Raw genomic sequence first — 13427 nt, forward strand, 5'->3', positions numbered from 1 at the left:
CCATAAAAGTCGAATACTGTACCTAAAAATCCTGGTTACTTCGACTTTTTTCTATTTTTATATATAAGGAAAACAATCAGTCCCACAACAAAAACTGCCGTGATACCGCCAATCACCGGCACTGCCACAGGTACGGATGCTGCATCGATCTCCTGCGCTGCAAGGTCTGCATCTTTCCCGTTCACATCACCGGAAGCGGTACTCGCATCCTCTGCTGTGTTCGCCAACGGTGTCTCGCTCTCTTCGATGGCGACAACTCCATCATTCCCATCTCCATCCACCAACGGTGTCTGCTCCTCCGGAATTTCAACATTGCTATCGTCTACGGTCTGGTCTTCATTATCATCTGCCGGAGCATTTACCGCATTGTCCGCTGCATTATTTGCGTTATTATCTGCCACGTTATTTGCTGTATTGCCTACCGGCGCATTCACTGCATTTGACGCATTATTTACTACATTTGCAGTAAATCCTGTCGGCTGGGAGGTTCCGGGAACGATGACCGTCTCCTCAACCTCGTTCACAACTGTCTCTGTCCGTGTTGTGCCCGGAACCACATTTGTCACCGTGCTGGTGATTGTCTCCACAGCCCCGGTGTAGCGGTATTCAAACGTTGCCGTGTTCTCTTTCCCTTTTTCCAGTTTTATAATTTTACTGCTCTCTGTCGGTGTATAATCCGGAACAGTCACCGGAATGACCGTGATTGTTTCCTCTGCATTTCCATAGGTGATCTGCGGAGCCGCAATCTGTTCCTTTGTCTGACTGTCTATGAAACTCACCGTATAGGAAACCGGATCGATCAGACGTTTATAATCCAAAACATACTCTGTATTCCGCTCCACCGCAGTTCCCACAACACCGTTAAAAGCTTTCAACCCATATGCTGCCTCTTTTTCATAGTGCAGGCAGTTAGAAAACCATGATGTCAGCCTTGCATCACTTTCCCAGCCAGGCACTGTGAAAGCAAGTGTATCTCCCTTTGCAACTTTTACCTTAATATAATTTTTTGTCACTTCCATCCCTTCGGAAACAGTGATCTTATCTATATCAAAACAAGCAATATTTCCTGCACGGAATGTCACTGTATACATTCTTTTTTCCACCACTTCTTTCTCTTCCGAAGCTTTCACCGTTGTCATTGGAAGCACCAGCGCCATGAAGATAAAAACCGTAAGAAAGCCCGTAATTATTTTTTTACTTTTTTCATGACTTGCGCTCCACCTTTCTTTTTTTCACTGCGATACTAACAATCACTATACCTGCCACCAGAACTCCTGCAGATACCGTCACTGTCAGAGGATCTCCTGTCCTGACACCATTTGCCAGTGGAACAAGCTGTTCTGTGACAGTCTTTGGAATCACTTTCTTTACAACCTTTGTCACCACATTGTCTTCTCCGTGCTCCGTCACATAATTTGTGATCACAACCGGCTTTCTGTCGTCTGCATAGTACGCCCGGAATTCAAATTCCATCGCACCTGCTGCACGCGAATAATCAATTCCATCTGCGCTGTCCATGCCCTCGCCGTCTAAGGTCAATGTCACATAGACATCCGCCGACTCCCCCGGATCCAGAGCTGTCATATAACGATACTCATTCAATTCTGTAATTTCTGCTAAACCTTCGGCACTTGCCACATTTTCCGCATATCCACCGGCATCTGCATCCAGCAAAGATATCCTTCCGGTATCATTGCCGATCTCCACCTGAAACTCATATGCTCCGCCAGACGCTTTTCCTGCTTCTTCCAAAGCATCCGTTGTCTTCTGCGAAATAAAAAAAGATGCCTTATGACTGTTTTGATTCTCGATTTTAATGACAACGGTCCTGCTGTCTCCGGGTGTCATGCCATCAAAAGCACCGGCAAGTTCTGTCTTATCTTTTGTATACACAAGCTGATTTTCCTCTGTCAGCTGCACAGTCTGAATTTCCGCCGCACTGACCACCGATGAAAATCCACAAGTCCAAATAAGCAACAGAACGGCTGCTATGTTTTTATTTTCATATGATCCAATCTCCTTCAACCGTTATCTTGTTTCTGAAACAGACAAAATCGTTCCATTTTCATCAAACTCCGGGAACACGCCAAGCTCTGCTGCGATCGCATCTTTTGCGTTATTCGCCTGAACTGCCGTAACTTCGTATTCTAACGTATAGACTGCATCTGCAAATCCATTTCCCATAGATTCCTTAAAATGAATTCCGTCCATAAAGTTTGTTGTCGTCTGTTCTGGAGCCAGCGGCTTTGTGTAGTACATCACCATCTGCTCATCATCCTCATACCCGATGATCCAGTCCTGATTATGTACATAGATATCATCCGCCTCCCCTGCACTCACAAGTCCGCCGCTTTTTGTATCCCATGCATGATAAATGACTACTTTTACATACACATCATAACCATCCGGGATATCGTTTTGTACTGCCTTCGGCATGATGATCGTTTCCCCCGGTACGATCGTAACCGGTTCTTTTTCCCCGCCGTCTGCCAGTGCCACAGGTTGATCCCCGATCACCGTGACTCCCACACTCTTAATGGAAATATTTGCCACTGCCTTTTCACTTTTTGTATTCAGAGCTGCAAGCGTTCCGCCAACCATCGTTGCCAGGATCAATACTGCAGCGATTCCCATAAGCATGTATTTTTTCTTCACTCTCCATCTCCTCCGCTCATCCATTGAATTTTTTATAAATCCTTGTGTTATTATAGGTATCCCCGGTCACACAATGGTCACACGAATATTTTATGCAGCAGACCGCACGAAAAATGCACTTTGTTTCTTCAATTACGCAAAAATACCTCCCGGCAGATTCGGGGTTGTTACCCGCATCTGCTCAGGAGGTATCCTGTCATTTCATAAATATTGATTTTTCTTCACATTTTAAGCAATCATTTTACATCCACTATCTCACATAGATATTGGAAAGATTGTCCAAAATCTCTCCTGCAACATCCGGTTTATTCATCGTGTAAATATGCACATGATTGACACCGTTGGCGATCAGATCAATGATCTGCTCTGTTGCATATGCAATTCCCGCCTGACGCATTGCTGTCGGGTTGTCTCCAAACCTGTCTACGATCGCAAGAAATCTCGGTGGAACCATATTGCCGGACAAAGATGTGATACGTTTGATCTGGCTTGCGTTGGTGACAGGCATAATGCCTGCTACAATCGGAACATCTATTCCTTTTTTTAATGCCTTGTACATAAAATTGTATAAAATGTTATTGTCAAAAAACATCTGTGTGGTGAGGAACTCGCATCCTGCATCCACTTTCTCTTTCAAATGGTCGAGATCTTCAAAAATCGTTGCTGCTTCCGGGTGTCCTTCCGGGTAGCATGCACCACCGATACAGAAATCACCCTGTGCTTTGATATCTGCGATCAGTTCACTTGCGTGCTTGTACTGATCCGGCAGCGGAAAATCTGCATTTGCAGGAATATCGCCACGGAGTGCAAGGATATTCTCGATATTTGCTGCCTTTAACTCCTCAATGACAGATGCCACCTTTTCTCTGGTGGAAGAGGCACAGGTCAGATGTGCCAACGCCGGAATGTTATTGTTACGTACTTCCTCTGCTAGCTTTACCGTATAATCAGATGTTCCACCTGTTGCGCCGTAAGTGACACTCATATATGCCGGCTTTAATGCCGCCATATCTTTTACGATATTTTTATAATTTTCCAACTGCGCACCCTGTTTTGGTGGAAAAAGCTCGCAGGAAATCGTCACTTCATCTTTGTTTAATAATTCTGTTAATCTCATCTTTTTGTTCCTCAATCTTCTTTCTTATATATTAAAAACTTCTCAGTTTATCCGTTCCATCATCCACCGTATTCTCGATTTTTCGTATCTCTACAAAATAGGAATAGTTATCGTTTACTTTTACTTCGCAGCGGTCACCTATTTTGTGTCCCAACAATGCTTTTCCGAGAGGCGATTCGTTACTGATCAGATTTTTCAGGGAATTGCCGCGGATGGTTGTGACAATTTTATAGGTTTCTTCCTCGTCATCATCCTCAAAATAGACGGTAACGGTATTGTTCATTCCGACTTCATCATCCGCAGAATCCGTGGAAATAATCTTTGCCGTTCTGATCATTTTCTCCAGATAACGGATACGGCTCTCATTCTGATTTTTGTCTTTTTTTGCTGCATGGTATTCAAAATTTTCACTGAGGTCGCCATGTGCACGTGCCTCTTTGACTGCTTCCAGCGCATTTTTTCTCACAACCAGCTTCCGATACTCAATCTCTTCTTCCATTTTTTTTATGTCCTGTTCGGTCAACTCGTCATACATGAATCCCAACCTCCATTTTCCATCTCTATCGGTACTGATCCTGTACCATTCTCATTATGATCTGCAGATCTGTCTCTTATAAAAACACCTGTTCTAATGCGATTTTCTCCGGCAGACAGCGTTCGATTGCACTCCCTTTCCGGCAGACAGACAGCCAGACATCCCGTTTGACATTCCATGTTTTCAGATAATATTCTCCCACCTGTTCTTCCATCGTGGAAAAAGAATCCAAAGACATTGCGATCCCTGTTCCAACCGCCTTGATATAGGCTTCCTTCCTCGTCCATATTCCGGTAAAAGCCTCATCTGTCCAACATTTTTCCAGATATTTCCTCTCATCTTCTGCAAAAAAACGCTGTGCGATCTTCTGTTTTCCGGTGCGCATCAGCTCCACATCCACACCTATATCCTCTGTGCCAAAAGCTGCTGCCACATACGTGCCCGAATGGCTGAGGTTAAACATAAGCGGAAGCCGTTCTCCCTGCCCTGTCCCAAGATACGGCTTCCCATTTTCACCATAAACGAATCTTACCTGCTGCAAAGACCGTGTTTGTCCGGTCTGCTCCAACTCTGCTGCAGCAGACGATCCCACAGGTATTGTCTGCGTGTAACCATACTGCCGCAGACCGTATTCCAATAACAAACCTGCCCCAAAGGCACGAAGCCTGTCATCTTCATTTTTACATTGTTTTATTTTCTGTTGTCTGGCGCAGCACAAAAACTCCCACAACTGTGGTTGATCTGATCTGTCACGCAAGGCACTGATATCTGAATAAAACACACGCAGTTTTTTTTGCTTATCCACTACTTCTGATGCTCCTGCAGAACTTCTTTTTTTCGCCTTGTGGAATCCCAGACATTCTGCACACGTCTGGTCACGATCTCCGGAATAAACGGTTTTACAATATAATCGCTTGCACCTAATTCCATCGTCAATACCTGTTGTTCTGTTGTATCATCCGCCGTGATGATCACCACCGGAATATTTAAGATCCTTGGATCATTCTTCCTTTCCTGCATAAACGTCTGTCCATTCATGCCAGGCATCATCAGATCTAACAGGATCATATCCACTTTATAATTCTGTTCCTCTAAAATACGAAGTGCCTCTTCCCCATCTCCTGCCTGCAGGATACGGTAATCTGTTTCAAAAATACTCTCCAGCGATGCCCGGTTAATCTCCATATCATCCACGACAAGCATGGTTTTCTCGTTTACCTCTTCTTCCATCAGTGCAAGACGGTACTTTGCAAGTTCATTGTCCATCTCCCGCTGGACCGTGATATCGTCAATGCAGCCAAAAATAATATGGCGATCCCCTACCCTGTTAATATACTTCAGGCGGAGCTTGATCCAGATTTCCCTGCCAGACTCGAGAAAACGTTTCACTTCACATTCCGCAGTACTTTGATTCTCCACAACCTGTGCAAAAGTATCCATAAACCTTTCTCTGTCAACATGATCAATGGATCCCTCAATCTCTTTGTGCACACGGTCTGTGTCATGATAACCAAACATGTCAAAATAAGCGTCATTTACACGCACCACTTCAATATTTCCGTCGCTGTACTCATAAATTGCGGCTGCCTGCATCATGTTGGAGAAAATCATTTCCATCTGCATATTCGCTGTCCAGATGGCATTCGTATCGTTGGATGTTCTCCTTGTCTCATCATCTTCAAAGTATGGCTGTTCATACAACAGCTTTTCATATTCTTTTACCGGCATTGGTCTTGCAAAATAAAATCCCTGCACATATTCGCATCCGATGCTGTGCAGAAACGATACCTGCTCTTTGCGCTCCGCACCCTCAGCTACGACCGGCATGTTCAGCCACTTTGCCATGCGGACTACCGATGCCAGAATGTTTTCACTCCTGCCATCATCTCCGGAGCCATCCAGAAACTTCATATCAATTTTCAGGACGTCAACCGCAATATCTTTTAGTACATTCAGTGAGGAATAACCACTTCCAAAATCGTCCATTAAAATAGAAAAACCTTTTTTCTGAAGCTGTTCCATCATCTCTTTGATTGCTTTTGGGTTTCCTGTATATGCACTCTCTGTCAGTTCTAACTGCAGCCATTCCGGTGGAATATTGTATTTTTCTGTCAGTCCACAGATCACATCCACAATTTTTGGATTATAAAGACTTACACGCGAAATATTGACGGAAACCGGAAATATTTTTCTTCCCTCATCTCTCCATCCCGCAAGCAGCTGGCATGTCTTTTCCCAGACATACTGATCCAGCTTCAGGATAAAACCGTTCCTCTCAAATACCGGGATAAATTCTCCCGGCGATATCATCCTGCCATCTGCTGTGATCCATCGCACCAAAACTTCTGCTCCTGCAATGGAATTTCGCTGAAGTTCATATTTGGGCTGCAAATACAGCACAAACCCTTCGTTCTTCAGCGCATTCTTCATATTGTTGATGATGCGCTGCTCCTTGATAATCTCCTCACTCATCTCTTTTGTGTAAAAGAAATAGTTCTGGATATAATTTCCCTTACAGTTTTTGGATGCAAGATTGGCTTTGTCATACATTTCGTTGATGGAAAGATCACGGTTTTTCACAAGATATATCCCAAAGAAAGGCGTGATATCAAAATCCAGAGGATATTTTTCCATCTGATTCGTGAATTTCTTCACAAAGTCTGTGATCTCTTTCTCATTTTCATAAGAAAAGCATACCGCAAAAATATCTGCCTCAATTCTTCCATAAGTAATATAACGATATTCTTTTTCCACATTCTGCAGATAATCTGCCATATACTTTAATAAATTATCACCCTCATCCATTCCAAAAAAGGAATTGATCAGCTGGAATTTTTCAATATCGATCCTGATGAACACAAAATCTTCCGTACCGAAAATATTCAGCATATTTCTCGTATTATAAAAGAACTTTGATTTGTTCAAAATGCCGGTAAGCACATCATACTCCGCACGGTACTTTAATTCATCATCCACTCTCATCTGACTGCGCTCGATCACATTCTTTACACGAAAACGCACGATCGTCGGATCATAAGGTTTCCGCATCAAATCCCATGCTCCGTATTCCAGACACTTGCACTCGATCTCATCATTGATGTCTCTCAACATTGCGATCACAGGTATATTCTGATACCTTGCATCTTTGTGAAAAATTTCTAAGAGTTCCAGTCCGCTCATGTCCGGCATGATCAGATCTAGAATGATCACAGTTACCGCCTGATACTTCTCCTCTAAAACTGCTAATGCATTCTGTCCATTTTCTGCTTCAAGCACGATATAATTGTCATTTAAAATGTCCCGCAATGCAGTCCTGTTATGTCTTGCATCATCCACAATTAATATTGTATGTTTTCTTGTCATATGCCCTTGTGCCAGTCCTTCTCCATTTGTAGTGGTTTCAGCCACCTGTCAAATTCTTTTTCTTCCGTACAAACCATATACTTATATGATAACAAACTTATTTTTTCTTTTCAATACAAGAATTTTTATCTGTCGTTTACTTAAAAATCCATGTAAGAGAGATACAGCTCCTCAAAATCATTTTCTTCTGCCAGATTGATGACTTCTGCCATGGTCTGGATTTTTTCAAGTTCTTCTTTTGAAATTCTGCCAAGTAAAACCTCTTTTGTCCCTGCAAGAACTGTATTTCCGGCCGGGATCGTTTTCATCTCCAGTTCTTTCGGGATCAGGCCAATCCCTGCCGCCTTTTTGATATCTATCTTTGTTCCAAATCCACCTGCAAGATAACAGTCGTCCACTTCGTCAAACGTAATGCCCGCCTTTTTTACTAAAATATCCACTCCTGCACGGATCGCCGCTTTTGCCATCTGAAGTTCCCGGATGTCATTCTGTGTGAATTTTACTTTTTCTGCCAGTTCATATCCAGTGTCAAAATAAAGATCCGAATATGTTCCATGTTCATCGATCATCTGATGCTCCCGGAGTTCATAAACCAGATCGATCATACCTGTTCCGCAGATTCCGATCGCCTGCTGTTTCTTATTTTCTCCATCTGTTTCACCGATCACCTGAAATCCGGCTTTCCCTGTCTCTTCCATGAAAACATGTGAGATCACTCCCGGAATGCTCGCCATGCCACAGGAAATATTTCCGCCTTCAAACGCCGGTCCTGCAGACGTGGACGTCACATACATATGACGGCAATTTCCAAGCACCATCTCCCCATTCGTTCCAATATCCAGCAGCAAATGATATCCTTCGGATCTGTGCATATTCATTTTTGCAATGCCAGCCATGATATCAGCCCCTACAAATGCTGAGATTCCAGGCAAAATCACAACTTTTGTATCCAATTCTTTCATTCCAAGAAAATCCGCAGCACTGCCTTCCATCCATGAAAGGTCAACTGGCAGAAAAGGTGCCACACCCAGCGTCTCACATGAAAATCCGCGAAGCAGATGACACATCGTTGTGTTTCCAGCGATCACGATCCTTTGTATCTGCTGTTCCGTTATCTTTTCTTTTTGAAGAAGCTCCCTGATCAGTTTCTGAAGATCCTGCCGGATACACCGCTGTATCTCCCACTTTTTTCCACCATTAGATGCAGAAATTCTTGAAAGCACATCCGATCCATAAGTTCTCTGGTGATTAACGGAAACAGCAGTCTGGCAGTCTGCCTCTGTTTCCAGATTCACAAGCAGTGCCGCCAGAGTCGTTGTTCCGATGTCGATGCAGATTCCATAAAGTGCATTTTCTGTTTTCTCTGCCGTTCCTTCTGCTGTTTCTTTGTCCTGTATGCCGCCGCTTGTTTTCGCTTCTGCTGGCGTTTGGGTATAAGCTTCTGTAAGTTCTTCTGTATCCGTTTTCTGCTGCTTCTCCCACTCTGAAAGAACTTCTATCGTTTCTTCTGACTCTGGGAGTTCCACTTCATATGCACCTACCGGATGAGATTGACAGGCAAGACGGTATCCATCCTCCAATTGTTTTTCCGAAAAAACTTCTCTATCCCGCCTTGTCGGTTCTGTTGCGCCACGTTTGTACCGCACAATACATTTTCCGCAGATTCCATTGCCATTGCATGGAGCACTGATGTATTCATTTTTTTCCTGTAACATTTCCAGAAGATTTTTCTGTTGTTTTGATCTGTCTATAATCATTTTTTTCCTTCACCTTGAAAAAGCAATAAATCAGCACTGCTTCCTCGATGGAATCAGTGCTGATTTTTGTATTTTATAGTTTTTCAACTACGACTTTGCAACGTTTTTTACAGAATGCAATTCCATATGCAAGAAGATCGTTTCGTCCATCCTCACGGAGTTCTGCGTCATATCTGTGATTCTTAATCTGCTCCATAGCTCGTTCACACGCCTTGTCAAGTTCATTCATGGAATGTGCGTATTTCAGTTCTATCACGATTCCAACATCTGGATTCTTAGGCTTAAGCAAAATATCTGCATATCCATCACCAGATTCTCTATTCGATTTAACCGCCCAGCCCGAATAATTTTTTAAAATACCGATCAAAATACCATGATAAAAAATCTCTTTTTCTTCGTTTCTTGCTTTCGTATCTAAAACGCTGATTGTTTCGCCAAGAAACATTGTAAGTTCCTGCTGGATATCATCTGTCTTTCCTTCAAGAAAACCCCTGTTGATTTTTTCCGTAGATGCGTGGTCATTCGCAACTACCTGGTCAAACCAGTCACGGATTTGTAAAAGAAAGACTTCCCTGACTTCCTTGTTTGGAATGATCAATCTATACATCCCATTTTCTACATCACCATTTTTTGTGAGATATCCGGTTGTAAAAAGAACACTCCACAAATTATCAATGCTGTTATCAATCTCGTCGTAGGTCAGATCCAAACGGATTCTCTTTTCGACTGCCTCTCCCACAATCAATTGTTCGATTTCATCCTTTGTAGTTTTATCTGCCATGTCGATAAATCGTTTTACAAGATCATTTCCACTACTGTTAATCCAATATGCCTTTGGCTGCGATTTAGCCTCACTTACCAAATCGTCAACATAATTGATTACATCCCATGGGCAATAAATATCTGCATTACCAAAACGATAGCCATCATACCATTCCTTCACTTCTGTGAAATGCTTCTGCAGATTGTAGTCTTCCAGCTAATTTTTTTACTTCTTCATTCGTAAAGCCGAATTCTTCATCATATCGAACATCGTCTGCCGAATAAACCTTAAAATTATTCAAGCCAGTAAAGATGCTCTCTTTGGAAACCCGAAGGCATCCTGTTAATACAGCAAACTGTAGAAAATCATTTGTTTTAAGTGCTTCACCGAACAATCCACGAATAAGTGCCACCATTTCTCTATAATAGCCATGCTGAAAGGCCTTATCAAGTGGAACATCATACTCGTCGATCAAAACAATCGTTTTCTGACCATAGTGTTGATATAAAAGTTCTGAAATTTTCTTAAGTGAGAATTTCAGCTTCGTTGCAAGAGTAGTTTCCTGTTCCCCTTGAAGTGAAATCAAATCACGATATATATTCTTTTCGTCATTGTCCAGTCTGCTACTGTTCAGCAAGAACTTAAATCGTCTCACCTCGCCAGCAATCAACTCACACAGGGCAGACCGTGCTTCTTCAAATGTTAGTCCATCTACACCTTTGAGAGACAGAAATATAACAGGATACTTTCCCATATATTCCTTACAAAGTTCTTCATTCTGCGAAATATAAAGGCCATCAAATAATGCTGTGTCTGTTCCAATCTCGAAAAAGCTCTTAAGCATACTCATATTTAAGGTTTTTCCAAATCGGCGTGGTCTGGTAAATAAATTCACTTTACTCCAATTTTCAAGAAGCTGCTCTACCAATTTTGTTTTATCCACATAATAAAAGTCTAACTTCCGAATTTCCTGAAAGTTCTCAAAACCGACTGGAAGCTTTTTTAATTCCTGCATATTTTACACACTCCTCCGAAGCTTTAGTCTTAGGATTGGGTTACATACAGCAAGGTAGACCTGTCCTAGTGTGGTTTAATTTTACCATTTAGTTTGACAAGTATCAAGCCGATAAGTCGTTGCTAAACAAAAATAACACCGATTTTCTTATGTTAGTTTCTTTATGAACAAAAGCAAACGAGACATTTAAATGAATATTCAAAGAATCCGAGATTTGAGAGAAGATTCCAATTATACACAGGAATATATTGCAAAGCTGCTGAATGTAAACCAGCGCACTTATTCCAGATATGAAAATGGAGAACATGCAATTCCACTTACAATACTTTCTTTTCTGCAGACACACAAAAAACTTCTCCAAAGAATGAGTACTCTTATTTATTGCTGATAGCTGCCTGAGCAGAGTACACATTACATGGTGTTACCTTAACCCTTATTTGTAGTGCACAGCTGTATTGCAGGTGCCATAGTTGAAGGGGGTAATGCTGAGATTTAAACTCTCTTCTAAACTGAAATTTCATGAATTATCGCTTGCCTTAAACTTGCTGACACAAATCATTTAGTTTCCAATCCACTCAAATAGAATTGATATAACAAATACACCAGAGAAAATATACCAATTAACAAATACGCCACATTTTCTTTTAAAGATACTAGATACGATGAGAATACAACAAAGCCAATAACCTTGATTACCGCTTTAATTTTTCGATTTTCAATCTTATCAATTTTACAACAGATAAAACGTACTCCAATAACCATAGGAGAAAATAAGATTGCAATCAAAATTAATATAATATTTTGCTTATTAAAAATAAGCTTTGATAACTGTTTTTTCTCATTATCCTTGATGTCCAAATACTGGTATAGCAATATAAGAGAGGCTTGGTCAGGAACACTTTTTCCCAATTCCCATTTCGAAATTGTCTGTCGCGTAACAAAGACAACATCAGCCAGTTGTTGTTGGGTCAAGCCCTTTTCAATTCTGGCTGATTTAATCAAATCTGATATTTCCATAGTTGTACTCCATTTATTATCTGTTTTTAATAGTGTCGCATAATGTTATTGCTAAACAAGCAACTATTACAAGAAAACTCATCTGATGTTTAATAACAACGCAAAATAGGCTAATTGCCAATAACATACCGATAAAAGCAATCATACTATACTTGTATATCCTAGGATGTTTTTGGGATAATGCATTCGATATTTTTACAATTACTGCTATCATAGGAATAATTAATACCCCCATAACACCAAATAAAATTCCAGTTGCAACAACACTCATTTTGTTTTTCTTTAATTCCTTCAACATAAAAAGAACCTCCTTTGTTTTTGATACTTTGATATTAAAATAGAATTCTTTTTATGTCACGCAACGCTTGTGAAAACAGGCGCAACGGTAACGATTTTCATTCTGGTCATCGAAAGCAAAATTCAAATTCATGTGCGCTTTCAATCTCACCGGAAGACTGAAATTTTAAAGTGTGCGTGTTTACAATAACAATCTTTCTGCTTCACATATATTTTCGACAGTTAAACCAATACTTGCATCTGTAAGTATTTGATGTTTTCTAATTTCTTCATTATGCAAATCAAGGTCATCAATCACTATCCACTTTTCAATATTGTCGTACTGTGATACCCATGCAAGTATTTCACTCGCTTTGACAAGACTAAATTTTTTGCTTTTTCTTATCTCCTCCGTTGTATGGTCTGGAGTTACACCATTGACTTTTATACCTTCCTTTTCAAGCATACTTATCAAGCGTTCTGCTTCTCTACGCAATGGCTTTACTTCACTATCAAACCAAAACTTCCAACCGGAATGTAATATAACCTTTGCACTTGTGTTTCTTATAAGTTGCCCCAATAACATTACTTTTTCTTCATCAATAAGTGTTCCATCACTTATTTCTCTTTGATGTGTATCATTCCAGAAATTAGAGTTAAGAACACCATCAATATCTAAAAATATTACTTTCATAATATATAATTCCTCGCTAAATTCACAGTTTTTATCTTGTAGTAATCATATTACATCTTCCCCAAGATTCATCCTTAAAACTAAACGCATTCTCTGTTAACGTTCTTTCCTTAAATCCCGCTTTTTCATAACATTTCTTCGCACCAGGATTTTCCGGAAAAACATTCAAATGTACTGCATCTGCTTTCGCTATTTCAAATGCATATTTAATAAAAAGATTAATAGAATTAAAAGA

General features: G+C 40.9%; 12 protein-coding genes and 1 pseudogene. 1 reads left to right on the top strand and 12 read right to left on the bottom strand.

What is annotated here, in order from left to right:
* Nucleotides 1-35: 35 nt before the first annotated feature.
* From ROSEINA2194_RS12225 to ROSEINA2194_RS23585, 9 genes and pseudogenes are all read right to left on the bottom strand, one after another.
* Nucleotides 36-1139 carry a hypothetical protein gene (locus ROSEINA2194_RS12225; protein WP_044927854.1) on the bottom strand — a complete coding sequence of 368 codons (1104 nt, stop codon included), beginning with the start codon at nt 1137-1139 and terminating at the stop codon, nt 36-38.
* A 64-nt stretch (nt 1140-1203) separates the two neighbouring features.
* Nucleotides 1204-1977 carry a hypothetical protein gene (locus ROSEINA2194_RS12230; RefSeq protein WP_172727116.1) on the bottom strand — a complete coding sequence of 258 codons (774 nt, stop codon included), beginning with the start codon at nt 1975-1977 and terminating at the stop codon, nt 1204-1206.
* A 51-nt stretch (nt 1978-2028) separates the two neighbouring features.
* Complete coding sequence (locus ROSEINA2194_RS12235) at nt 2029-2655, bottom strand: hypothetical protein (RefSeq protein WP_044927857.1); 627 nt, start codon at nt 2653-2655, stop codon at nt 2029-2031.
* Between the two features lie 250 nt (nt 2656-2905).
* Nucleotides 2906-3772 (bottom strand): methylenetetrahydrofolate reductase [NAD(P)H], encoded by an 867-nt coding sequence (metF, locus tag ROSEINA2194_RS12240; RefSeq protein WP_007887499.1) that lies wholly within the window; start codon nt 3770-3772, stop codon nt 2906-2908.
* A 31-nt stretch (nt 3773-3803) separates the two neighbouring features.
* Entirely contained in the window at nt 3804-4307 is a 504-nt protein-coding gene (greA, locus tag ROSEINA2194_RS12245; RefSeq protein ID WP_007887502.1) for a transcription elongation factor GreA, read from the bottom strand.
* A 76-nt stretch (nt 4308-4383) separates the two neighbouring features.
* Nucleotides 4384-5112: a 4'-phosphopantetheinyl transferase family protein gene (locus ROSEINA2194_RS19790; protein ID WP_007887505.1), complete on the bottom strand. Its 729-nt coding sequence runs from the start codon at nt 5110-5112 to the stop codon at nt 4384-4386.
* Nucleotides 5112-7715 carry an EAL domain-containing protein gene (locus tag ROSEINA2194_RS12255; RefSeq protein ID WP_007887507.1) on the bottom strand — a complete coding sequence of 868 codons (2604 nt, stop codon included), beginning with the start codon at nt 7713-7715 and terminating at the stop codon, nt 5112-5114. The genes ROSEINA2194_RS19790 and ROSEINA2194_RS12255 overlap by 1 nt, the downstream gene beginning before the upstream one ends.
* A gap of 95 nt (nt 7716-7810) precedes the next feature.
* The gene (locus ROSEINA2194_RS12260) at nt 7811-9427 is read right to left on the bottom strand and encodes an ASKHA domain-containing protein (RefSeq protein WP_007887509.1); all 1617 of its coding nucleotides are present in this window, start codon (nt 9425-9427) and stop codon (nt 7811-7813) included.
* A gap of 73 nt (nt 9428-9500) precedes the next feature.
* Nucleotides 9501-11205: pseudogene (locus ROSEINA2194_RS23585) on the bottom strand (AAA family ATPase).
* A gap of 190 nt (nt 11206-11395) precedes the next feature.
* On the opposite strand from ROSEINA2194_RS23585, the gene ROSEINA2194_RS12270 reads away from it, so the two are divergent.
* Nucleotides 11396-11593 carry a helix-turn-helix domain-containing protein gene (locus ROSEINA2194_RS12270; protein ID WP_007887516.1) on the top strand — a complete coding sequence of 66 codons (198 nt, stop codon included), beginning with the start codon at nt 11396-11398 and terminating at the stop codon, nt 11591-11593.
* Between the two features lie 167 nt (nt 11594-11760).
* Here ROSEINA2194_RS12270 and ROSEINA2194_RS20450 read toward each other — a convergent pair whose 3' ends face one another.
* From ROSEINA2194_RS20450 to ROSEINA2194_RS12285, 3 genes are all read right to left on the bottom strand, one after another.
* Nucleotides 11761-12222: a helix-turn-helix transcriptional regulator gene (locus ROSEINA2194_RS20450; RefSeq protein WP_007887521.1), complete on the bottom strand. Its 462-nt coding sequence runs from the start codon at nt 12220-12222 to the stop codon at nt 11761-11763.
* A gap of 16 nt (nt 12223-12238) precedes the next feature.
* Entirely contained in the window at nt 12239-12520 is a 282-nt protein-coding gene (locus tag ROSEINA2194_RS12280) for a hypothetical protein (RefSeq protein ID WP_007887522.1), read from the bottom strand.
* A 180-nt stretch (nt 12521-12700) separates the two neighbouring features.
* The gene (locus ROSEINA2194_RS12285) at nt 12701-13192 is read right to left on the bottom strand and encodes an HAD domain-containing protein (protein WP_007887523.1); all 492 of its coding nucleotides are present in this window, start codon (nt 13190-13192) and stop codon (nt 12701-12703) included.
* Nucleotides 13193-13427 lie beyond the last annotated feature (235 nt).

It is taken from the genome of Roseburia inulinivorans DSM 16841 (assembly GCF_000174195.1).
GTDB lineage: Bacteria > Bacillota > Clostridia > Lachnospirales > Lachnospiraceae > Roseburia > Roseburia inulinivorans.

What these genes read in the sequence shown, in the direction of transcription:
- ROSEINA2194_RS12225 (WP_044927854.1), bottom strand. Translation starts at nt 1,139, where the DNA reads ATGACAACGGTGAAAGCTTCGGAAGAGAAAGAAGTGGTGGAAAAAAGA.
- metF (WP_007887499.1), bottom strand. Translation starts at nt 3,772, where the DNA reads ATGAGATTAACAGAATTATTAAACAAAGATGAAGTGACGATTTCCTGC.
- greA (WP_007887502.1), bottom strand. Translation starts at nt 4,307, where the DNA reads ATGTATGACGAGTTGACCGAACAGGACATAAAAAAAATGGAAGAAGAG.
- ROSEINA2194_RS12260 (WP_007887509.1), bottom strand. Translation starts at nt 9,427, where the DNA reads ATGATTATAGACAGATCAAAACAACAGAAAAATCTTCTGGAAATGTTA.
- ROSEINA2194_RS12270 (WP_007887516.1), top strand. Translation starts at nt 11,396, where the DNA reads ATGAATATTCAAAGAATCCGAGATTTGAGAGAAGATTCCAATTATACA.
- ROSEINA2194_RS20450 (WP_007887521.1), bottom strand. Translation starts at nt 12,222, where the DNA reads ATGGAAATATCAGATTTGATTAAATCAGCCAGAATTGAAAAGGGCTTG.
- ROSEINA2194_RS12280 (WP_007887522.1), bottom strand. Translation starts at nt 12,520, where the DNA reads ATGTTGAAGGAATTAAAGAAAAACAAAATGAGTGTTGTTGCAACTGGA.
- ROSEINA2194_RS12285 (WP_007887523.1), bottom strand. Translation starts at nt 13,192, where the DNA reads ATGAAAGTAATATTTTTAGATATTGATGGTGTTCTTAACTCTAATTTC.